General features: G+C 40.0%; 25 protein-coding genes, 1 other RNA gene and 1 pseudogene. 12 read left to right on the plus strand and 15 right to left on the minus strand.

Annotation, left to right across the window (positions count from 1 at the left end; all coding sequences use genetic code 11):
* The first annotated feature begins 13 nt into the window (after positions 1-13).
* A complete protein-coding gene (locus LCU_RS04545; RefSeq protein WP_039099495.1) occupies positions 14-340 on the plus strand; it encodes a heavy metal-binding domain-containing protein in 327 nt (108 codons plus the stop codon).
* Positions 341-419: 79 nt separating this feature from the next.
* On the opposite strand, the gene LCU_RS04550 is transcribed toward LCU_RS04545, so the two are convergent.
* The 3 genes from LCU_RS04550 to LCU_RS04560 form a co-directional block, all read right to left on the minus strand.
* Entirely contained in the window at positions 420-1,400 is a 981-nt protein-coding gene (locus tag LCU_RS04550) for a WxL domain-containing protein (protein WP_056967005.1), read from the minus strand.
* A gap of 28 nt (positions 1,401-1,428) precedes the next feature.
* The gene (locus LCU_RS04555) at positions 1,429-2,037 is read right to left on the minus strand and encodes a WxL domain-containing protein (RefSeq protein WP_054644716.1); all 609 of its coding nucleotides are present in this window, start codon (positions 2,035-2,037) and stop codon (positions 1,429-1,431) included.
* A gap of 147 nt (positions 2,038-2,184) precedes the next feature.
* Positions 2,185-2,694, minus strand: a complete 510-nt coding sequence (locus LCU_RS04560; protein ID WP_039099494.1) for a DinB family protein — start codon at positions 2,692-2,694, stop codon at positions 2,185-2,187.
* A 190-nt stretch (positions 2,695-2,884) separates the two neighbouring features.
* Between LCU_RS04560 and LCU_RS04565 the strand changes: the two genes are divergently transcribed.
* The 5 genes from LCU_RS04565 to LCU_RS04590 all read left to right on the plus strand — a co-directional run bounded on the left by LCU_RS04565 (position 2,885) and on the right by LCU_RS04590 (position 6,842).
* Positions 2,885-3,796 carry a tyrosine-protein phosphatase gene (locus LCU_RS04565; RefSeq protein ID WP_056967003.1) on the plus strand — a complete coding sequence of 304 codons (912 nt, stop codon included), beginning with the start codon at positions 2,885-2,887 and terminating at the stop codon, positions 3,794-3,796.
* An 87-nt stretch (positions 3,797-3,883) separates the two neighbouring features.
* Positions 3,884-4,078, plus strand: a complete 195-nt coding sequence (locus tag LCU_RS04570) for a hypothetical protein (protein WP_054644717.1) — start codon at positions 3,884-3,886, stop codon at positions 4,076-4,078.
* Between the two features lie 167 nt (positions 4,079-4,245).
* The gene (locus LCU_RS04575) at positions 4,246-4,455 is read left to right on the plus strand and encodes a DUF378 domain-containing protein (RefSeq protein ID WP_054644718.1); all 210 of its coding nucleotides are present in this window, start codon (positions 4,246-4,248) and stop codon (positions 4,453-4,455) included.
* A 246-nt stretch (positions 4,456-4,701) separates the two neighbouring features.
* Positions 4,702-5,631 (plus strand): IS30-like element ISLpl1 family transposase, encoded by a 930-nt coding sequence (locus LCU_RS04585; protein ID WP_003592463.1) that lies wholly within the window; start codon positions 4,702-4,704, stop codon positions 5,629-5,631.
* A 141-nt stretch (positions 5,632-5,772) separates the two neighbouring features.
* A protein-coding gene (locus tag LCU_RS04590; RefSeq protein WP_128486104.1) for an IS3-like element IS1520 family transposase occupies positions 5,773-6,842 on the plus strand; the annotation gives its coding sequence in 2 pieces (ribosomal slippage) (positions 5,773-5,989 and positions 5,989-6,842; 1,071 coding nt in all).
* A 46-nt stretch (positions 6,843-6,888) separates the two neighbouring features.
* Here the strand turns inward: LCU_RS04590 and LCU_RS04595 are convergent.
* The 6 genes from LCU_RS04595 to LCU_RS04615 form a co-directional block, all read right to left on the minus strand.
* Entirely contained in the window at positions 6,889-7,497 is a 609-nt protein-coding gene (locus tag LCU_RS04595; protein ID WP_128486105.1) for a terminase small subunit, read from the minus strand.
* Positions 7,497-7,670: a hypothetical protein gene (locus LCU_RS04600; protein ID WP_004271279.1), complete on the minus strand. Its 174-nt coding sequence runs from the start codon at positions 7,668-7,670 to the stop codon at positions 7,497-7,499. The genes LCU_RS04595 and LCU_RS04600 overlap by 1 nt, the downstream gene beginning before the upstream one ends.
* 68 nt (positions 7,671-7,738) lie before the next feature.
* Positions 7,739-8,050 carry a bacteriocin immunity protein gene (locus LCU_RS04605; protein ID WP_004271277.1) on the minus strand — a complete coding sequence of 104 codons (312 nt, stop codon included), beginning with the start codon at positions 8,048-8,050 and terminating at the stop codon, positions 7,739-7,741.
* Between the two features lie 172 nt (positions 8,051-8,222).
* A complete protein-coding gene (locus LCU_RS10160) occupies positions 8,223-8,351 on the minus strand; it encodes a hypothetical protein (protein WP_004271280.1) in 129 nt (42 codons plus the stop codon).
* 95 nt (positions 8,352-8,446) lie between these two features.
* Positions 8,447-9,253, minus strand: coding sequence for a hypothetical protein (locus LCU_RS04610; RefSeq protein WP_004271278.1), 807 nt, complete (start codon positions 9,251-9,253; stop codon positions 8,447-8,449).
* 836 nt (positions 9,254-10,089) lie between these two features.
* Positions 10,090-11,159 (minus strand): IS3-like element IS1520 family transposase gene (locus LCU_RS04615; protein WP_128486106.1). Its coding sequence is split into 2 segments (ribosomal slippage): positions 10,090-10,943 and positions 10,943-11,159, totalling 1,071 coding nucleotides; the frame shifts between segments, so codons are not numbered across the junction.
* Between the two features lie 66 nt (positions 11,160-11,225).
* Here LCU_RS04615 and LCU_RS04620 point away from each other — a divergent pair.
* A pseudogene (locus LCU_RS04620) lies at positions 11,226-11,504 on the plus strand (tyrosine-type recombinase/integrase); the annotation flags it as partial.
* Positions 11,505-11,634: 130 nt separating this feature from the next.
* Here the strand turns inward: LCU_RS04620 and lepA are convergent.
* Both lepA and LCU_RS10165 read right to left on the minus strand, forming a co-directional pair.
* Positions 11,635-13,473 carry a translation elongation factor 4 gene (gene lepA / locus LCU_RS04625; RefSeq protein WP_004270915.1) on the minus strand — a complete coding sequence of 613 codons (1,839 nt, stop codon included), beginning with the start codon at positions 13,471-13,473 and terminating at the stop codon, positions 11,635-11,637.
* Between the two features lie 136 nt (positions 13,474-13,609).
* Positions 13,610-13,735 carry a hypothetical protein gene (locus tag LCU_RS10165; RefSeq protein WP_004270909.1) on the minus strand — a complete coding sequence of 42 codons (126 nt, stop codon included), beginning with the start codon at positions 13,733-13,735 and terminating at the stop codon, positions 13,610-13,612.
* A 151-nt stretch (positions 13,736-13,886) separates the two neighbouring features.
* On the opposite strand from LCU_RS10165, the gene LCU_RS04630 reads away from it, so the two are divergent.
* From LCU_RS04630 to LCU_RS04650, 5 genes are all read left to right on the plus strand, one after another.
* A complete protein-coding gene (locus tag LCU_RS04630; RefSeq protein ID WP_004270905.1) occupies positions 13,887-14,195 on the plus strand; it encodes a hypothetical protein in 309 nt (102 codons plus the stop codon).
* 101 nt (positions 14,196-14,296) lie between these two features.
* Entirely contained in the window at positions 14,297-14,896 is a 600-nt protein-coding gene (locus tag LCU_RS04635; RefSeq protein ID WP_004270898.1) for a hypothetical protein, read from the plus strand.
* A 3-nt stretch (positions 14,897-14,899) separates the two neighbouring features.
* Positions 14,900-15,727 (plus strand): DNA/RNA non-specific endonuclease, encoded by an 828-nt coding sequence (locus LCU_RS04640; protein ID WP_035186727.1) that lies wholly within the window; start codon positions 14,900-14,902, stop codon positions 15,725-15,727.
* A 131-nt stretch (positions 15,728-15,858) separates the two neighbouring features.
* Positions 15,859-16,674, plus strand: coding sequence for a TraX family protein (locus tag LCU_RS04645; RefSeq protein ID WP_056966943.1), 816 nt, complete (start codon positions 15,859-15,861; stop codon positions 16,672-16,674).
* Between the two features lie 154 nt (positions 16,675-16,828).
* Positions 16,829-17,194 carry a DUF805 domain-containing protein gene (locus LCU_RS04650; protein WP_004270896.1) on the plus strand — a complete coding sequence of 122 codons (366 nt, stop codon included), beginning with the start codon at positions 16,829-16,831 and terminating at the stop codon, positions 17,192-17,194.
* 126 nt (positions 17,195-17,320) lie between these two features.
* Here LCU_RS04650 and ssrA read toward each other — a convergent pair.
* The 4 genes from ssrA to LCU_RS04670 form a co-directional block, all read right to left on the minus strand.
* Positions 17,321-17,690: a transfer-messenger RNA gene (gene ssrA / locus LCU_RS04655) on the minus strand.
* Positions 17,691-17,743: 53 nt separating this feature from the next.
* Entirely contained in the window at positions 17,744-18,196 is a 453-nt protein-coding gene (locus LCU_RS04660; protein ID WP_056967146.1) for a hypothetical protein, read from the minus strand.
* A gap of 59 nt (positions 18,197-18,255) precedes the next feature.
* A complete protein-coding gene (locus LCU_RS04665) occupies positions 18,256-19,449 on the minus strand; it encodes an acetate/propionate family kinase (protein WP_004270911.1) in 1,194 nt (397 codons plus the stop codon).
* A gap of 21 nt (positions 19,450-19,470) precedes the next feature.
* Positions 19,471-20,481 carry a class I SAM-dependent methyltransferase gene (locus tag LCU_RS04670; protein ID WP_054644024.1) on the minus strand — a complete coding sequence of 337 codons (1,011 nt, stop codon included), beginning with the start codon at positions 20,479-20,481 and terminating at the stop codon, positions 19,471-19,473.
* Positions 20,482-20,498: the final 17 nt, after the last annotated feature.

Below are 20,498 nucleotides of genomic sequence, written 5' to 3' on the forward strand. Positions count from 1 at the left end.
AAGAGCTTTAATCATGACAAATCCAATTCTCATCACCACCACCGAAACTATTCCTGGTAAAAAATATGAAGTGCTCGGTGAAGTTTTCGGTTTAACCACTCAATCCAAGAACGTCTTCAAAAACATCGGCGCTTCATTGAAAAATGTCGTCGGTGGCGAAATCAAAGCCTATACTGAAATGATGACTGAATCACGCGATGTAGCCATCGACCGGCTTCGCCAAAATGCACTTGAAATGGGCGCAGATGCGGTTGTCATGATGCGCTTTGATTCCGGTTCAATCGGAACAGATATGCAATCAGTTGCCGCTTATGGCACGGCTGTTAAATATATCGACTAACAAAAAAAGATGAACGGTTCCCTGATATTCAGGAAATCATTCATCTTTTTTAATTTACTTATTAATTCTAATCAACAACTTAAGCCGCTGGTGCTGCGGGTTGTGCGCTATTTAAAGTCCACGTAATGTTGCTCGAGAATGTATCACCAGCCGCAAGTTGAATACTTGGATTGGCACTTAATGCTAATTTCCCAGCAACTTGCCATGTTTTCGACATCTTATCCGTCATAATCGGTATTTCAGTACCATTATCAGATAATCCTACGTTCGTTGGCAAGCCAGTCATATTAATGGCTGTGCTGCTTAATTGTTTGCCTGTGGTTGATGCCATTTTACTCATCTTTGCTGTCAATTTCCAACCTGGCGTTGCTCTGGTATCCGTGATTTTCAACCCATCACTGACCTGATATTGCTTGTCCTGAGCAGTTGTACCAACATAAATATCTTTTGACAAGACGTTCCCAAATCTAAAGCTAGGCACTTGATCCAATGACAACTTACCAACTGCTGGTTGCGCTTGTAATTCAGCTTCGTTAGAAACAATCGTAACTTTTTTTGAACTTCCACTTGATTCTTCCGTTACGTTAGTCGTTAATGTTAGCTGTGCTCGATAACTCTTTCCAGCCGTAGTTGCAGCTGCAGCATCTTTCATGAAAGTACTATCTTTACTAAAGGTTAGTGGTTGTTCCGTATTTAAGTTCGCTAAATTTGTAATGTCACCCTTAAGATTAGAAACACCACTATTAGTAGCGGGGGTTATTGTCTTATCCTCACCATCTGTAAATTGCCATTCATAATGCCAATTACTCGTTGCACCAGATGCCTTAGCTAGGTCTGACAAACCATCAACTGACCAAGTCCCACCGAGATCCGCCGCTTTCTTGTAGGCTGCTAACCCACCAACATAAACCGTTTTCTCTTTAGAGACATTCCCTGCAGCAATTTTATATTTAGCTGGAATCCCTGGTGTATTCGGATCTTTATTCAATTTTCCAGTATAATACGAATCTGGCTTATACTTTTCACCCTCCACATCAATCGCTTCGTTAACTTTATTCACTTATTTCGTGCGTTTAATAGTAAAATGATTAAGCAGTTGGTGCAGTTGGTGCAGTTGGTGTTGTTGATGAAAGATTCCAATTAATTGTTGTTGTGAAACTCTCATCTTTAGCTAAATCGGCTGCTGGATTTGCTGCTAATGTTAACGTAGCTGCTTCCATCTTGAAATTATCGACACCATGTTTCCCGTTACCTTTAACCACTTCAACGGCAGGAGAATCGTCCTTAACAGCACCTGTTAAAGTTTCACCAAGTGAACCAGTAGAATCTAAATTCAATATTGCGCCTGTTAGTTTATTAGCATCATCTGTGAATTGAGCCATGTCAGCTGTCAACGACCAGTCAGATTTGCCTAAACGTATATCAGCAATTTCTAAAGCGCCAGCTGTTTTAGCAACTTTACCAGTAAAGCCAGCATAAATCGCACTAGCTTCAATTGTCCCAAAGCTGAAACTTGGTACTGATTTTAATACTAATGTCACATTTTCAGGATCTGTTGGGTTTGTTGGATCCTTAGCAACAACACTAAAGTCGGCTTTTGATGTTTGCGGAGCAACTGCGTCAGCTGATACTGACCCCACTGTCATTGCTGTTGGTGCTACCATTGTTGCTAATGCTGAAAATAATTTTGTCTTCATTGATAATTCCTCCAAATTATTATTAATTACATTTAATATAGTAGCACGCAATTCAATTGCCGGATAACAAAAAATAGATACCATACGGTATCTATTTTTACCCTTCACTAATTATTCGTTAAACCGATTCCAATCCTGTCCTAGCAGTTATTTCCCCATTACCATTCTTCTAGTGTAAACAGCTTGCCCGGAATGCATGACCGCATCATCCACGATTGAGACTAAGCGTGCTTCACGGGTAACTGCCGGTGTCCAATTTTCATCAATTATCTCTAATAAAGACTCGTCAGTAACTTCAGCCAGGTAATCAAGCGTCAATTGCAATGCGTCTGCTAAGTAACCAATTAATAATGCTTTATCGATGATAATCACTTTGGCTGCTTCTTCTGGTGAATGCGACCAATCTTGCGTTTCATCGGGTAGATCTAATGCAAATTTTTGTGACCAACCTGCACGTATCCACAATGGTTGTATCCCTTTCAAATCCGCAATCTGATAATCCATTTCACGGGCAGTATGCCATACTAACCAGGTCACCGATTTAATTAGTGGCTGCGGCATTGTATTGGCCTCAGCCACTGTCATTTGTTCCAATGTATCGAGTAATCGTTCTTGAGCGCGTTCGACCGTTGCACTTAATAGTTGCGTTGCATGCATCTTATCATCCTCCATATCTAAAAGTTAACCCCATTGTATCATTAAACCACTACTAGGCCTTTTTTTATGAATTTACCAAACCATTACGAAGCTTTACACTTTATTTTCACTAGAACAACAAACACTTTACATTATTGTTTATGCTTAACCTTGTAAAGAATAAAAAATCGTTTTACAAGAAGCAATCAATATGCGCATGAGCCAAACAATCATCCCTTACGTGGCAACAACAACTTTATTACTTTTGGCAGCCGGCTGTACCCCACAAAAAAATACTAAACAATCGACAGCTCATCAATCCACCCTTGTCCCTAAACAAAACATGAGTCGCCACATTCAATTAGCCGGTGCGATTAATACTCGTGATCTAGGTGGAATTGTCACGAAAACAGGTGCCAAAATTAAAGCCAATCGGTTAATTCGTTCTGGTGAATTAGCTGGTTTAACAACGAAGGATAAACAGAAGTTAACCGTTGGAAAACAATTAAATAACATCGTTGATTTACGGACTAGTAGCGAAGTTGCGGCTAAACCCGATCCCGCTTTAAGCAACGTCCACTACAATCACTATGATGTCACCAAGTCTTTAGGGACTTCGGCAAGTCAAGCTGACTTTTTCAAGAATCTCGATAAGGTTGATGGTGAAGCTTTCATGATTGATATTAACCAAAAATTGGTTACTGATCCCGCAGCACGCACGAACTATAAACAGTTCTTTAATGTCTTATTGAATAATAAAAGTGGTGCGACACTTTGGCATTGTACAGCCGGTAAAGATCGTGCCGGATTCGGTACTATGTTAGTCCTCAGTGCCCTCGGGGTTGATCAAAAGAGCATCATGGACGACTACCTCGCCTCTAATAAATATCGCCGCGCCGAAAATGAAAAGACAATTGAACAAATTAAGGTGGCAACTCACAATAACCCCAAAGCCGTTAAAACGATCACTGCAATGATGGCCGTCCGTAAACCCTATCTACAGGCCGCATATGACACAATGAACAAAGAATATGGTGGCGTTAATGGTTATTTGAAACACGGGCTGGGTTTGACTAAGGCGGATCTCAACCAATTAAAAACGATGTATCTTACCAAGAGTTAATGCTTCATCAGGTAGATTCACTATTCTCGTCTCTCCATTTTTTTGGTATACTGCTCCTTAGAATCAATCAGTTAAAGGAGCCTCATCATGTTACCTGCTCAACATCTCATTTTATTATTGATCGTGATCATTGCTGCAATCGGCGTCTTAAGTTCATCAGTCATCTTATTCATCGCCCAACAAAAGAAAAATGACCAACTTAAGAAGAAATCGAATGTGCTCTTTTGGGTCAGCATCCTCGTGATGATGATCTTTCTGAAACTAATCGATATGCTTCAATAAACACCAAAAAGCATGCCAGTCAAATTTGACTAGCATGCTTTTTTTGCAATCTATCTTCTAAAAAACCACCCTTAATTCTTTGCTAAGTTACAAAACTTGGTCTAAGCAATTTTATTGTTCCCCACCTTTTAGGATGTTATCTTAAAGCTACTAAAGGAGGTGTCACTATGAAAACCTTAGACAATATCGCGCTTACTTTATTAATCGTTGGTGGTTTGAACTGGCTACTTGTCGGTCTATTCAAATTCGACCTAGTCGCTATGTTATTTGGCGGTCAAGCAGCTATTATTTCGCGCATCGTATATGTCCTTGTTGGACTTAGCGCATTATATTGCATTAAGCTATTTGCACCCATCAACAGCGCGCAGCATGAATAGCTTTCTGGAGCGGCTTTTTATAGGGACCAAACATCCTGCTCGTCTCAATCGCTATCCATTAACGTGTTGGTAAAACTGTTATTTCTTTTCAATAACGCAAAAAAGCGTGCTAGTCAGCCTCGACTAGCACGCTTTTATTTTTTTATTTGGTAGATTGTAAAATTAATCCGACGCTGTTCGGACAAAAAAGATCAGCTTCCCTTAAAATGGTGTTTACCACAAACCCATCTTTTAGGAGCTGATCTTTTGTCTAGTATAACCTATTCCGAACGAATTAAAATCGAAACCTTTTGTGAACTAGGGCTGTCCAATATCCAAATGGGCGTTCGGCTGAACCGATCACCGTCAACAATTTCTTATGAATTATCTCGATGTCAACCTTATCAGGCTGAATTAGCACAAACAGATGCCGAATACAAGCGATCACGATGTGGTCGGAAAACTAAGCTGAGCGATGAGTTAAAGCAAAAAATTCTCAACCATTTACGTCTAAGCTGGTCACCAGGAATGATTGCTCACGAATTTAAACTAGCTACTAAATCTATTTATAATTGGCTAAATCAGGGGAGAATTGGTTTCTCCTTGAATGATCTACCTGAACATGGCGTACGCCAACGGCGTAACGTTGACCAACGATCCAAATATAATCAATCTTTGGGGCGATCAATTGAACAGCGTCCCATGATGATTAATCAACGTAAGCGCATCGGCGATTTTGAACTAGATACAGTCGTTGGTCCTCGTGGGCATAGTAAGGCAGTTTTATTAACTTTAATCGATCGCAAATCACGGTTCCTTTGGGCATACCGGTTAAAAGATCGGACGACAGCGACTGTTAATGAAGCACTAACTAAGTTCCTAACCACTTTTAATGGTCCGGTGCACAGCTTTACTGTGGACCGTGGCACTGAGTTTAGTGGGCTAGTATCACTTGAATCACAATATGGTATTAAGACCTATTACTGCCATGCTTATACGCCAGCTGAACGTGGTAGTAATGAACGCTTTAATCGGAATTTACGTTATTTTTATCCTAAAGGGACTCGTTTTGAGCACATTAGTGCTCAAGATTTAACGACGACGTTACTCCAAATTAACCAGCGACCGCTTAAAATACTCGACTGGCAAACACCGTATCAGGTTATGCTGACAAATTTGTCCAAAAATTCGGATTAAATTTGCAATCTACCATTTACCTTTGGTATCTTCATCATTCATCTTCAAAATGGACATGAACGCCTCTAATAGACACGGGCTCCTATGATGGAATTACGGACAAACTGTTCGATATAATACATCATAAAGGAGCTTTTTATTATGGCAATTAAATATTCAAATGAATTTAAAGAATCGATTGTTAGCTTAAGTCAGACTGGCCGTTCGGCCAACTCACTGGCTAAAGAATACAACGTCAGTGTTTCAACGGTCACTAAGTGGATTAAACAAGCTGATCCTAACAACACTAAAGTGCTATCATCAAATGAACGTGCTCTGATTAAAGAAAATAAACGGTTAAAAGAAGAACTTGATATTTTAAAACGAGCAGCGGTGCTCATGGCAAAAAGCTAATTATTAAAGGGCGTGCCCTCGTGTTAGAAGTCGTCAACGCTAATTTACTTGCTGGGCACCGCATTACGCGTATCTTATCAGTACTCAAAATTCCGCGCTCAACCTACTATGATTATCTACATTGGCAGCCAAGTAGAACTGAACGCCGCCGGCATTTAATTAAACAAGAAGTGTTAACGGCTTGGTTAAGATATCTAATGTATGGCTACCCACGATTAACGATCTTACTAAATCAACAGTCTGATATTCACGTTAGTCAGCGTCTGGTCTATCAACAAATGTGTGAATTAGGGATTAGATCTAGAATGGTTAAACGAATCAATAAGCCAACCACTCAGACTGATTATGATCAGCGACCAAACTTGATTAAGCAGTTAACTGATCAATCTGGTATTTTATTGACTGATATTACGTACATTCCCCTTAACCATACTTGGTGTTACCTAGCTAGTGTCTATAATCCAGTAACCCGACGGGTTATTGCTTACCAACTTAATACGCAGATGACTAAAGAACTAGCGACTAACGTTATTACCCAAGTCATGGCGCAAGCAGTTAAACCACAAATTATTCATAGTGATATGGGAAGCCAATACACAAGTGACTTATTTGAAAACACTTTATCGAAGTATGGTATCAAGCATTCTTACTCCCGAAAGGGTCAGCCCGGCGATAACGCGCGAATTGAAAGTTTTCATTCAATTTTGAAACGTGAATACGTTAATTTCCAAGATTTTAAGACAATTCATGAAGCAATCGCCGGAATTGATAACTATATTCGTTGGTATAACAGTGATCGTATTTCACTTGTAGCGTAGCTACAGGCTATTAAATTCAATAATGTTGGGGCTTATTTAATATACTCTAAAGCGTTTTTAAAATCTGAACGGGACTAAAACTTCGGCCTCTGAAAATTAAATTAAGTAATTTAAATTGAAAGTCAAATTTGTTCGTACTTTTATGTCCGGATTCTTGACATAGGAGCCCTACGTAATCGCCAATATCAGCGAATGCTTGTTTAGCGTACTCTTTAGCGATATCATCAGCTGTAACGAATAGGTCGTTAGCAATCTCGTTACGCAGCTTATCAATTTGCTCACGCACACTAGCATTTACTAGCAACCTTGGGCCATTTACATTAGCGGTCTTGTAATCAACGTCATAAGCTTGCATATAAGCCCATGTGGCATTGAATCGTTGCAGATAGTACAAGCAGAACATTTTCTGTTGATCGTTTAACCCATCATTAGCAGATAATTCCTTCACTATTTTGGGTGCAACCTTTTCAACTTTGTGTGCACCCTTTTTGCTTTTGGGGTGCACCGCTTTTTTATTTGGCCCACGTTCCCATCCATTACGCTGTTTCCATGATTTCACGGTATTAATCGACACATCATATTTATCAGCGATGTCTTTGTACTTCATCCCAGATAAATAGTCTTCCTTTGCATCATTTCTTGATTCATCATGCATTACATAGCACCGCCCTCCTTCTTATAATTGTTTTTCTCCAATAAAATACGCCGCTCATTATCTGAACGACGTTTCTCATCTATCTTCTTCTGTTTAAGCCACTTCTCTAAACGGGCATCTGCTGCCGTCCATTCAGGTGTTTCGTAGCCGTACTTTGAATGTATTAGTTTCACAATGCCTATCACTCCTTTAATTTTATGTACAAAAAAAGACAGCCTAAGCTGTCTCAAGATAAACTCTTTTAAAATTGTACGCCTAATGAACCTAAGCCAGTCGCATTCCATTTGTATCCCTCGGAGCGAGCAATCCGCATCAATTTTCGGATTCGTTCAGCGTTTTCATTACCCAATAAGTTCTTACCATTCATGGTCCAAATTGTAATTCCATTTACGGTTTTAGCTGCTACCACTTGAGCTGGCATATCTTCTGTAGATAAATGTTTTGCTGCAATTAAAAGAATATCCTTAATATGCTGATCAATTTCTTTGTGGGCCAAATCATTATACATTTCATCAATTATTTCGAAAACTTGCTCATTAATAGTCTTTGACATTATATCACCTTCCGTTAACCAGAATATACCACAACTTCATGTTTATGTCGCTACTTCCCTAATGATTGTAATTGCATTTCACTTTATTAAAAAAGTTTTCAAATATCTCTTTATTGATTTTCGTGATGCATCATCACATCAATTACACGTCGTATTGACATCCTTCATTACCTTAAGCAGTTGTTGCAACTGGTCCTTCTTCTGCTTTCTTCTCTTTATCTTTCTTCTGTTTCCGAATTTTATCCTTTGCGCGCTTATAAACATCTTTGGGACTAGGAAGCCCAAATACATAAACTACCATGATATCCCTTCTTTCTTACTTTAATTGTAGACTCAATCTTACAGTACTACAAATATTCGGGATTAAAAAAGACAGCCTAGGCTGCCTTGATAATATTAATAGATTAATTTATATACCTCTTTGCCCGAATCTGTTAAAGTTTCTTGTACTGCATTTTTACCGCCAAACGTGCCAGACGCCGTGAAACATAGTCCATTTACTTCTAACTCCTTGATTGCTAGTCCTAATGATGTTATTGAAATGTCATTAAATATTTCAGTTTTTAATAATCCTTGTGCAATATACTCACTGTTATCACCGTTCATTATTCCTCCAACAGTGATGCTTGCTTTATTGGGAGCTTTCATAATCGGCCATCTATTAGCTTTCTGCAATACTAAGAGTGCCTGTGGTGATAGTTTGGCAATCATAGACAACACAACTCTCTTATTTGAAAAGTGTTCTTTTAAATCACTATCATTACTTATATTCCTTAGAACGTTGGCTAAAACATTTAAGGTATCATCATCTGCCGGTGAATCATTAAGTATTTCTATTAATTTTGAATACAATGTCAGACCATAGGGATCCGTAATTAAGTCAACAATACATTGTAACGCTTTATCGTGGTCGTCTGATTTTTGTACATAAGAAGCAACGACCAAAGATTTTTTCATATCAGATATGTTTTGGCCTAGTTCATCGCCAGTTTCAATCACATCAAAAATAAGACTCCCTAAAGACCCATTTAATATATCAACAACCAATTCTCGACCTTTAGATTTTCCTGTATCGATTGCAGCCTCTGCATACTCATCAGCTGTTAACCTCTGTTGCTCTATTCTTTGCTTAAGCGTTTTTTTATCAGCCTTTAAAATTGATTCTGGATTATTGATCATTTCTAACAAACTTTCTCTATCCATAATTTTCACCCTCCAATAAATCTATAATACAAAACCCCAGCCATAAAGGCTAGGACTATTGGAGGTGAAGTATGTGCCATTACTGGCAATATCGCAGGTGTGGATTTGCACCACACAATTGCCGTTTTAAGGCGTAAAGACGCTTTACCTATTCCGCCACTGCGATAATATCCTAGCCGGGACTCGAACCCGAATCGTGACCGCAGGTGCACTTCCGCGCTGCTCTATTTAAGCTACTAGGAATGGTTAGGTCCGCGATCATCCACGGCAACAACGTGCTAACCCCACGCTTCCAGCAATTAGAATTGAAGTCGATTAACCTAACAAAGTTTGATTAACGCTAATTGCCGGGTATAACAGATCGTATTTTTGGCAACAGCGCGACCACCGTTTTCCGCCGGTGATTACTGGCCACAGTTTAAGCGCGCTTTACTAATAATCCATAATACTAATTTATCACGGAAATCCGGCTAATAACCACAGACAATCCGCACAAAAACCGCACTTTTTATTTCTTGAACTCGTGCAAGTCTTCAATCATGAATGCATCTGCAAATTGCAGGCATGCCCGATTCTTATAATATCTGAATCGAGTTTCACCATACCCGCTTTCAAGCTGAGCTGCTGTTACAGTGTTTTCTTTTACATAGATACTCCATAGAATCTTCGGCTCCTATGTCAAGAATCCGGACATAAAAGTACGAACAAATTTGACTTTCAATTTAAATTACTTAATTTAATTTTCAGAGGCCGAAGTTTTAGTCCCGTTCAGATTTTAAAAACGCTTTAGAGTATATTAAATAAGCCCCAACATTATTGAATTTAATAGCCTGTAGCTACGCTACAAGTGAAATACGATCACTGTTATACCAACGAATATAGTTATCAATTCCGGCGATTGCTTCATGAATTGTCTTAAAATCTTGGAAATTAACGTATTCACGTTTCAAAATTGAATGAAAACTTTCAATTCGCGCGTTATCGCCGGGCTGACCCTTTCGGGAGTAAGAATGCTTGATACCATACTTCGATAAAGTGTTTTCAAATAAGTCACTTGTGTATTGGCTTCCCATATCACTATGAATAATTTGTGGTTTAACTGCTTGCGCCATGACTTGGGTAATAACGTTAGTCGCTAGTTCTTTAGTCATCTGCGTATTAAGTTGGTAAGCAATAACCCGTCGGGTTACTGGATTATAGACACTAGCTAGGTAACACCAAGTATGGTTAAGGGGAATGTACGTAATATCAGTCAATAAAATACCAGATTGATCAGTTAACTGCTTAATCAAGTTTGGTCGCTGATCATAATCAGTCTGAGTGGTTGGCTTATTGATTCGTTTAACCATTCTAGATCTAATCCCTAATTCACACATTTGTTGATAGACCAGACGCTGACTAACGTGAATATCAGACTGTTGATTTAGTAAGATCGTTAATCGTGGGTAGCCATACATTGGATATCTTAACCAAGCCGTTAACACTTCTTGTTTAATTAAATGCCGGCGGCGTTCAGTTCTACTTGGCTGCCAATGTAGATAATCATAGTAGGTTGAGCGCGGAATTTTGAGTACTGATAAGATACGCGTAATGCGGTGCCCAGCAAGTAAATTAGCGTTGACGACTTCTAACACGAGGGCACGCCCTTTAATAATTAGCTTTTTGCCATGAGCACCGCTGCTCGTTTTAAAATATCAAGTTCTTCTTTTAACCGTTTATTTTCTTTAATCAGAGCACGTTCATTTGATGATAGCACTTTAGTGTTGTTAGGATCAGCTTGTTTAATCCACTTAGTGACCGTTGAAACACTGACGTTGTATTCTTTAGCCAGTGAGTTGGCCGAACGGCCAGTCTGACTTAAGCTAACAATCGATTCTTTAAATTCATTTGAATATTTAATTGCCATAATAAAAAGCTCCTTTATGATGTATTATATCGAACAGTTTGTCCGTAATTCCATCATAGGAGCCGTAACTTTGTGTGCACCGAAGAAAATGGTACCCCCGTCCTTCCTAACTCGATTAAATATAAGGCGCAATTAGTCCAAGACAAATTGCATAAGAATTTTAATTTCCATTCACTACGTCACACTCACGCTACTATGCTGCTAGAAGCCGGAGAAAAAATGAAAGTCGTTAGTGAACGTTTAGGCCATTCTCGAATCAGCACTACAATGGACACTTATTCTCATGTCACTCATAAAATGCGCAAAAATACAGTTAGTCTGATCGAACAAATTCAGAACGAGTAATGTTGGCAAGAGCACTATCTTGAATAATTCGAAACACAAAAAAATAGCAGTTTTGCCAACCAACGAAAATTGACGTTGGCAAAATGTTGGCAAAACTGCTATTTTATCACTATTAAATTTTTAAGAATCCTTATTTACCGGCTTTATCTTCATCATTCATCTTCAAAATGGACATGAACGCCTCTTGTGGGACTTCCACCGAACCCACGGATTTCATCCGTTTCTTACCGGCTTTTTGTTTTTCTAACAACTTACGCTTCCGGGTAATATCCCCACCATAACACTTGGCGAGCACGTTTTTCCGGTAGGCCTTGACTGTTGAACGGGCAATCACTTTATTCCCGATAGCTGCTTGAATCGGCACTTCGAATTGTTGACGTGGAATGGTTTCTTTCAACTTACCAACAATCGCTTTGCCTCGTTCAAAGGCAAAGTCACGGTGCACGATAAAACTCAAGGCATCAACGGATTCACCGTTCAATAGAATATCCATCTTCACCAGATCACTCGCACGATAGCCAGTCACTTCATAATCGAATGAGGCATAACCCTTGGTATTGGACTTCAAGTCATCGAAGAAATCGAAAATGATTTCAGACAGTGGCATGTTGTAGATGACATTAACCCGATAGGTATCTAAGTAATCCATCGTGACGAATTCGCCGCGTTTACGTTGTGCAAGTTCCATCACAGCCCCCACATAATCGTTCGGTACCATGATAGATGCTTTAACGTACGGTTCTTTAACTTCTGAAATATTTGATGTTTCTGGCATTTCTGATGGGTTATCAATCACTTCTTCTGTGCCGTCGGTTAAATCGACATGATAATCCACTGATGGTGCGGTCATGATCAGGTCAAGATTGAATTCCCGTTCAAGCCGTTCTTGTACGACATCCATATGCAAGAGGCCTAAGAAGCCACAACGGAACCCAAAGCCCAATGCTTGTGACGATTCAGGTTCGAATTCCAACGCGGCATCATTTAATTGTAATTTTTCAAGGGCTTCACGCAAGTCGTTAAACTTCGCGTTATCCACGGGATACATCCCAGAATAAACCATTGGTTGAATATGCCGATAACCATCAAGGGCTTCTGCTGCCGGATTGTCAGCAAGGGTGACCGTATCCCCAACCCGCGTATCTTGAATGGTCTTGATGCTGGCCGTAATATAACCCACATCACCAACCATTAAGAAGTCGCGTTTAACGGCTTTAGGCGACATCACACCGACTTCAGTGACTTCGAATTCTTTCCCGTTATTCATCAAGCGAATCTTATCGCCGACTTTAACAGTGCCATCAAAAACCCGCACGTTTAACACAACACCCCGATAACTATCGTAGATCGAATCAAAAATCAACGCCTTCAATGGTGCTTTTAAATCACCCGTTGGTGCTGGCACGTCCGTTACCAGTTTTTCTAGGATTTCTTCAATCCCAATCCCGCTCTTAGCACTAGCAAGCACGGCTTCTGAAGCATCCAAACCAATCATCTCTTCGATTTCTGCTTTAACAACGTCTGGTTGTGCAGATGGTAAATCGATTTTATTAATGACAGGGACGATTTCTAAATCATCGTCGACCGCTAAATAAACGTTGGCTAACGTTTGTGCTTCAACCCCTTGGGCCGCATCGACGACTAATAAGGCGCCTTCGCAAGCTGCCAAACTTCGTGACACTTCGTATGAAAAATCGACGTGTCCAGGTGTATCGATTAAATGGAAAATATAAGTTTCGCCATCTTTGGCATGGTAGTGTAATTCCACCGCGTTTAACTTGATGGTAATCCCACGTTCACGTTCTAATTCCATGTCATCTAAGACTTGCGCTTGCATATCGCGCTTGGCAATAGTATCCGTCATCTCGAGAATCCGATCAGCTAATGTTGATTTACCATGATCAATATGCGCGATGATCGAAAAATTACGAATGTGCTTTTGCCGGTCTAACATTTCTGCGTAATCCATTAATTGTACCTACTTCCTCTGACTATCCTTTAAATTATACCAAGCCTGCCTCGTAAAAGCGAACGCATTTAACGGCTTTCCAATAAAAAAGCCAAAACCAAACGGATGATTTTGACCTTTACTTCATTACTAAGTCCTATTTTTTGTCAGCTTTTTGCGCCTTTTCTTTCTTATCTTTATTAGGTGTCACCTCACTGACAACCTTCTTAACTGTGCCTTCAATTACATTTTTCAAACTATCTAATCGTTCTTCGTTTGCCATATCAATGACTTCCTTTCTATTTTGTTCACCTTCATTCTACTTTTTAACCACAATGACTGTCAAAAGGTTCGCCTTTTATTATCTAAATGCTATAATTTAGGCAGGCAACCAAATAGATTGTTGCTTAATTAATTGATTGGAGTTGACCCATATGCAATTTATCATGACTTTTTCAAATAACGAAACCGTTACTTTTTCGGAAACGGATTTGCTACATGCTTGGAAGAATGATACTACCTATTTAAACGTTGGTGATGATCAAGCCTTTTATCTAGATGAAATCTTCAATGGTAGCTACCAAGACGCCATTGCAACTTCTAGCGAACAACAACTCGCTAAAGAACGCCCAATTCTTGCATTGGCTGGTCTATTCGCTGATGCAGATTGGTTAACTTTTGAAACCAATCCTGAAAAATACTATCAAACAAAAGCAATTGTTTCACTCACAACCAAAGATTAACCGCTAAAAGCCTAGGTACGCCTAGGCTTTTTATAATTGCTTTCATATTATGTACAATATACAATCGTTAAGAACTGTTATTCATTACTTTGGAGGTTATTATGTCCTATTTATTTTTAGCGTTCTTGGGGAGCGCACTGATTTCACTACTATTCTTTAACCGGCAACGACCCAGAAAATGGCGTCGCGTACTGATTATCATCATCGCCTTAATCGGCTTAGGCGGTTCATTAATGCCGGTGGCTGCTGCGAATTCCAAGAAGACCAGCCAACATCAAGTTGATGTACGCGAAAACAAGGCGGCCCGTGCTAACTCGAGCGCTTTAAAAAAACAACTAGCTACAAAGAAAACAGAGGCTAGCCAACTGACAAAACAAGTTGCCAGTCAATCACGACTTGTTAAAAAGCAGCAAAAAGCGTCTGAGTCAGAAAGAGTCCGTGCGGCTTCAGCCTCAATCGCCGCTACTAGTCAAGCTAGCGAGGCCGCTCAGCAACAGGCTGCAATTCAGGCAAGCCAACAAGCACAACAAGCTGCTAGTGCTCAACAAGTTGAACAAATGGTGACAATTGCCCCTAATTCTGGTAAAAAATACCATCTTGATCCCAATTGCCGTGGCTTAAGTCGTGCCAACAGTACTACAACCATGCCATTGTCACAAGCACAAGCAGAAGGCTATACCCTTTGCGGATGGGAGGATTAGCCAATGAAAGCAACCCGTTTGATAAGTCGCGTGGTGGTAACAATTTCACTTGCTGGTGTCGGAACCCTTTTGCAACAACCAACTACCGTTCACGCTACCACCTTACGTCAAGAAACCAAGCGCATTAATGCGCACAACAAAAAAACCGAACGTCAAATTAATGCGCTTCAACGTAAAATTAACCAGTTAAACAAAAAACTCACTAACTATCAGCAACAAATGCAAACGACTAGTCCTGAGCGTCATAACACATCAGAGCTCGCGGCCCTCACCTACCGTGGTGAAAACGAGGTACTCGTCAATAATAACCAACCAAGCTTCAGTGCTACTGATTTGGCTACCGATCACGGTGGTTGGCAAACCTTTAGTAATCTCGACGCACTAAATCGCGTTGGTGCTGCAAATGTTCTTTTAAATCAATCGATGATGCCTACTGCCAAGCGCGAAGGACTCACTTGGAATCCGACCGGTTGGCATAATAAGCGGATTAAATCTGGCTGGCTGTATAATCGGAGTCATTTAATTGGCTATCAACTAACCGGTGAAAATAATAATCCAAAGAATCTGATGACAGGAACACGCCAGCTAAACGCACCCGAAATGCTGGCCCATGAATCAGATATTGCTTATTATCTCAAAAAACACCCTAATCGTTTTGTTCGTTACCGTGTCACACCTATTTTTAACGATAATGAGCTGCTAGCCCGCGGCGTTCAAATGGAAGGCCAATCCGTCGGGGATAACAGCATTCAATTTAACACTTACATTTTTAACGTCCAAGACGGCGTTACATTAAATTACGCAGATGGCACAAGCCAAATTGCTAAATAAGCTCAGAACCACGATAAATTCCTTTTATCGTGGTTTTTGCTATCTAACATTATTGTCACTAGCCATTTAAAACTTAATAATATGAGCTAAACATACGATAATGTACTTACTTAACTTTTAGGGAGGCTATTATGCAGACTAAATCATATCAAGTTTTAAATAACTTCGACGTCAAGGTAATTGGAATTATCCTCATGTTTATTGATCACGTGCACCAAATGTTCGCCGGGGCTGGGGTCCCTGGCTGGGTTGATTGGTTCGGACGACCAGTTGCCACCATCTTCTTCTTTATGGCAGTTGAAGGATTCATACATACGCGGAATCAAAAACGTTACATGTTCCAATTACTCGTTGGTTTTTGGATTATGAACTTGGGAAGCCCCATTGTCCAACACTTCTTCGAAGTCGGTAACCTCGCACTGTCAAACAATATTTTTACCGATTTATACATTGCCGTTTTAGCAATGTATGGGATTCAAGAAATTAGTGTCGGTCGCCGCACGCACCATTCCAAACAAATTTTGCTTGGTGGACTGGCAATTATTGCTCCTATCCTCTTATCATTATTGGCGCTTGGTCTAATTGCTAACCCTAAGACAATGATGTTTGCTGCCAATCTCGCAATGGTTATTCCAACCATTATGCTTGCGGAAAATGGCCTTCTCCTCTACATAGGAGTATTTTTTTATCTTTTCCGAAACAACCGGCTCTTACAATGTCTTACCGTTCTTGTTTTCGCATTCCTTGACGCTGGAATCAACTCCGGATTTGCCTTCACTGGACTCTTCACTAGCAATACGCAATGGATGATGATCTTCGCGATTATCCCAATCCTCTTGTACAACGGACAAAAAGGACGTAGCATGAAGTATTTCTTCTACTTGTTCTACCCAATTCACATTTGGTTATTATTCATTCTTGCTTCATTAATGGGCGTTGGCGAATAAATTATTGATTCTCTATGTAAGCTAAAAACTGTAAAAAACTCGTTTAAGTATGTCATAATATCTTTGGTAGGAAGTTATTAAATTTATCATAACTTTTCATCTCGTCCAGAACTGACGACGCGAAAAGCTGATAAGGAGAAGGGGGTTTTACATCATGGTTAAATCATATCAAAGTTTTTGGTCCCGGATTTTTGATTTCTCAGGCACTTCAAACCGACCTGATTTCTGGTGGCCAATCATCATTAACTACATTCTAGGTGGTATTATCATCGGTATTATTCAAACAATAACCGGCCATCCAATTTCAGAAATCTATAATATTGGGGATTTAGGCATCTCAATGGGTCGTAACATCGTCGTCTTCATTGTTTGGATTGCAACTTTATCCGTTAAAATGCGCCGACTTCACGATACAGACCGCTCAGGCTGGTGGGTACTCATTGAATTCATACCGCTTATCGGGACAATTTGGTTCTATATCCTAATGCTCTTACCAACAAAAACAAACCGTTGGGCATAAGCAATTAATGTAACAGTCACACGTGTGGCTGTTATTTTTTTGCAAACAAAAAAGGCGATTAACACCGTTACGGTAGTGTTAATCGCCTTTTGTTAAGCGCCTAATTCTGCTTAACACCTTGTTATCTAATGGAGCCGGCGGGGGTTGAACCCGCGTCCATGCGCATTGCCACGTCAATCTCTACACTCATAGTCGAACGATTTAGGAGTTCGCTAGTCCAAAACGCCGTCCGACAGAAGCTCGGATGAACTAGCTAGTTTGCAAATCTCTTTTAAACACCTCAAACGGCAGCGTTTAACGTAACCCAATTAATTTGAGACCCGGATCTAACCCTTGGGTGAAGTCAGGCGGATCACGCTATGCTGGTGTTTAGGCAGCTACAGCGTAAGAATTGTTATTGTTTGCAGTTATAATTAACTGTAACGTTGTTAACGTAGACGTAACCTACGAAGTGCAACTCACGCTCACCTACACATGTCGAATCCGTAACGGCCCCGATATGCAAATACTAGTTTAGCATATCAGCCAGTAATATGAAAGACTTTAACCCTATTTCACCACTAAGCGTTTCTTAGGAAACCGGTCTTTTAAAAAGGTTTGTAATTTTTCTACCGTCGTTTTAAAGCGCAACTTGGCAATCCGAATTTCACCGACATAAAAACAAGCTTCGACTAAGTCACCTTGTGTTAGTAATTCAATCTTAGAAATCGCTGCAAATTGATGAATAGTATTTAAGTTTGCAATCAAACTTGTTTTGGTTAAACCACGAGGCCAAAAAGCAATCACAATTAAAATTACAACAGAGCCGATACCTGTGATTTGATCGCTGAGCGTTCTGCCCATCACTAACGTTAAACCTAGTAAGAGGATTCCAGCACAACATAAAAAAATCGTCCATAGTCGATTCCGTTTTGCGCGCCAAACCATTTTCGTTTCAACAATCAGCCAGATAATGAGCAAGGCAATTGCCAATAAGCCATAAAATAATGTAAAACCTGTCATATTCCCATTCCCTCCACTAAAAAATGACCAGCCATGCGCTGGTCATTTTCACTGATGCCTTAGACGTGGCCAATTTCAACAACGTCTCTGGCAATCATTACTTCTTCATTAGTTGGTACTAATAATACTTTAACGCGAGAATCGTCAGCGCTGATGACGCGTTCTTGAGCCATCACGTTATTGCGTTCTGGATCAACTTTAACGCCAAAGAAACTCAAGCGATCGGCGATGCGTTGGCGCATTAAGATGTCACCTTCACCCATTCCGGCTGTAATCACTAGGACATCAAGACCACCCATAATGGCAACGTATGAACCAACATACTTGATTAAACGATTGACGAAGATATCAATTGCCAATTGTGATTCTGGACGTTCTTCACGCGTTTTTTCAAGATCGCGCATATCAGGAGATAATCCAGAAATCCCATAAATACCTGATTTAGTATTCAAAATATCGATCATTTCTGCTGGATCTTTAATGTTTAATTTTTCCATTAAAAATGCAACGAGTGATGCGTCAATGTCCCCTGAACGCGTACTCATTGTCACCCCTGCAAGTGGTGTAAAGCCCATGGATGTATCCAACGATTTACCGTCTTTAATAGCAGTCACTGAAACACCACTACCAAGATGCATGGTAATCATCTTTAATTCTTCCAATGGTTTGCCTAACATTTCAGCAGCACGGTGGGAAACATACCGATGACTAGTCCCGTGGGCACCGTATTTTCGTGCTCCATACTTGTGATAATATTCCAACGGCAAACTGTAAAGATAATTTTCTTCAGGCATCGTTGTATGGAAAGATGTATCAAAAACAGCAACCTGTGGTACATCATGTAAAATCTTGCGGAAAGCACGGATAACACCTGCTTCAGCAGGATTGTGTAATGGTGCGTATTCTGACAATTCTTCAATCCGTTTTAATGACGCTTCATCAATTAATGCGGATGACTTAAAGTCTTCCCCACCGGCAACGACCCGATGACCAATCCCACTAATTTCACTATATTCATTGATGATTTTAAATTCGATTAACTTCTTCAATAACAAATCAACCGCAACATCTTGCGTCTTAATATCCTGGGTCATTGAGAATTTTTGACCATCCCCGTATTTAACGGTAAAGACTGAATCGGATAATCCTAAACGATCAACCATCCCTTGTGCGACAACTTGTTCTTCAGGCATGATAAATAACTTCCATTTAAGGGTAGAACTACCAGCGTTAATTGCTAATACTTTTGACATCTAATCACCTTTTCTATTCGATTATTGTAAATTATCTTTATGCCAAGTCCGGATCTTCTGTAGATACGTTGCAAACGCCTTTTGATCGTTAGAATTTGGAAATTCACCTAATAAAATTTGGTCCACTTGTTTAGCCCCGGCACCTTGTTTTTGAAGGACTAAAATTGCTTTTTGACCTTCCTTAGTCTTAAACAAGTTTGCTGGTAAACTCAATAAGCCTTGCAAATAGACATGTTTTGTCACCCATTTAATCAGTTGCTTAGCTTCATCCGTTTCCAAAATCACATTTGGTACTAGGAAAAAGCCATAGCCGCCTTCTTTCACATAATGCATCGTTTGTTCAATCAACAAGTGATGTGCATATGAATGACCACTGGCAGCGTGGGTTTCAAAATCAGCCGCCCGTTCATCTAATGGATAAAAACCAATTGGTAGATCCGCAACGGCGATATCAACTGGTTTAACCAGTAGCGGTTCAATCGCATCCTGATGGAAAAAGGTTGTTGAATGCTTCTGCAATTCACTACTGATGCCCGCAATTTCCAACAAACTATCATCATTATCAACCCCAAAACCTTGCACGGTATTCCCCGTTAGTTTTTGGATATGATTGATTACGGTTGCCAATAAGTTCCCCGTTCCAACAACTGGGTCCAAAATTGTCTTGATTTGGTCAGCACCACCAAAAACCTCTGCCAAATAAGCTACAAGATAGCCGATCGCATCTGGTGTCATTTGCTTGTTTGGTTCCACTTTAACTTGACGCAAACCCTTGAGCGTTGCCAACTGTAATGCTTGGCGAATTTCTTCTGCTTCAAATTGGTTGAGATTAACCGCCGCATAAAGCGGTTCTAGTTGTGCAACAGTGGCAGCATCTGGTAAGCCGTCTTCAACCTTTACGCGGCCACCATCTGCAATATTAGCAATGGTCTCGGTGAGTGCATCCAAATAGGTTGTTTCTAAATTCTTTTCAATTAATTGTGTTGTTTGATCGAGTTGATCAAACAACGTTTCTACAGCACTCTTAGGCAAAATAGCCACCTCTATTC

This window comes from Latilactobacillus curvatus JCM 1096 = DSM 20019, assembly GCF_004101845.1.
GTDB classification, from domain to species: domain Bacteria; phylum Bacillota; class Bacilli; order Lactobacillales; family Lactobacillaceae; genus Latilactobacillus; species Latilactobacillus curvatus.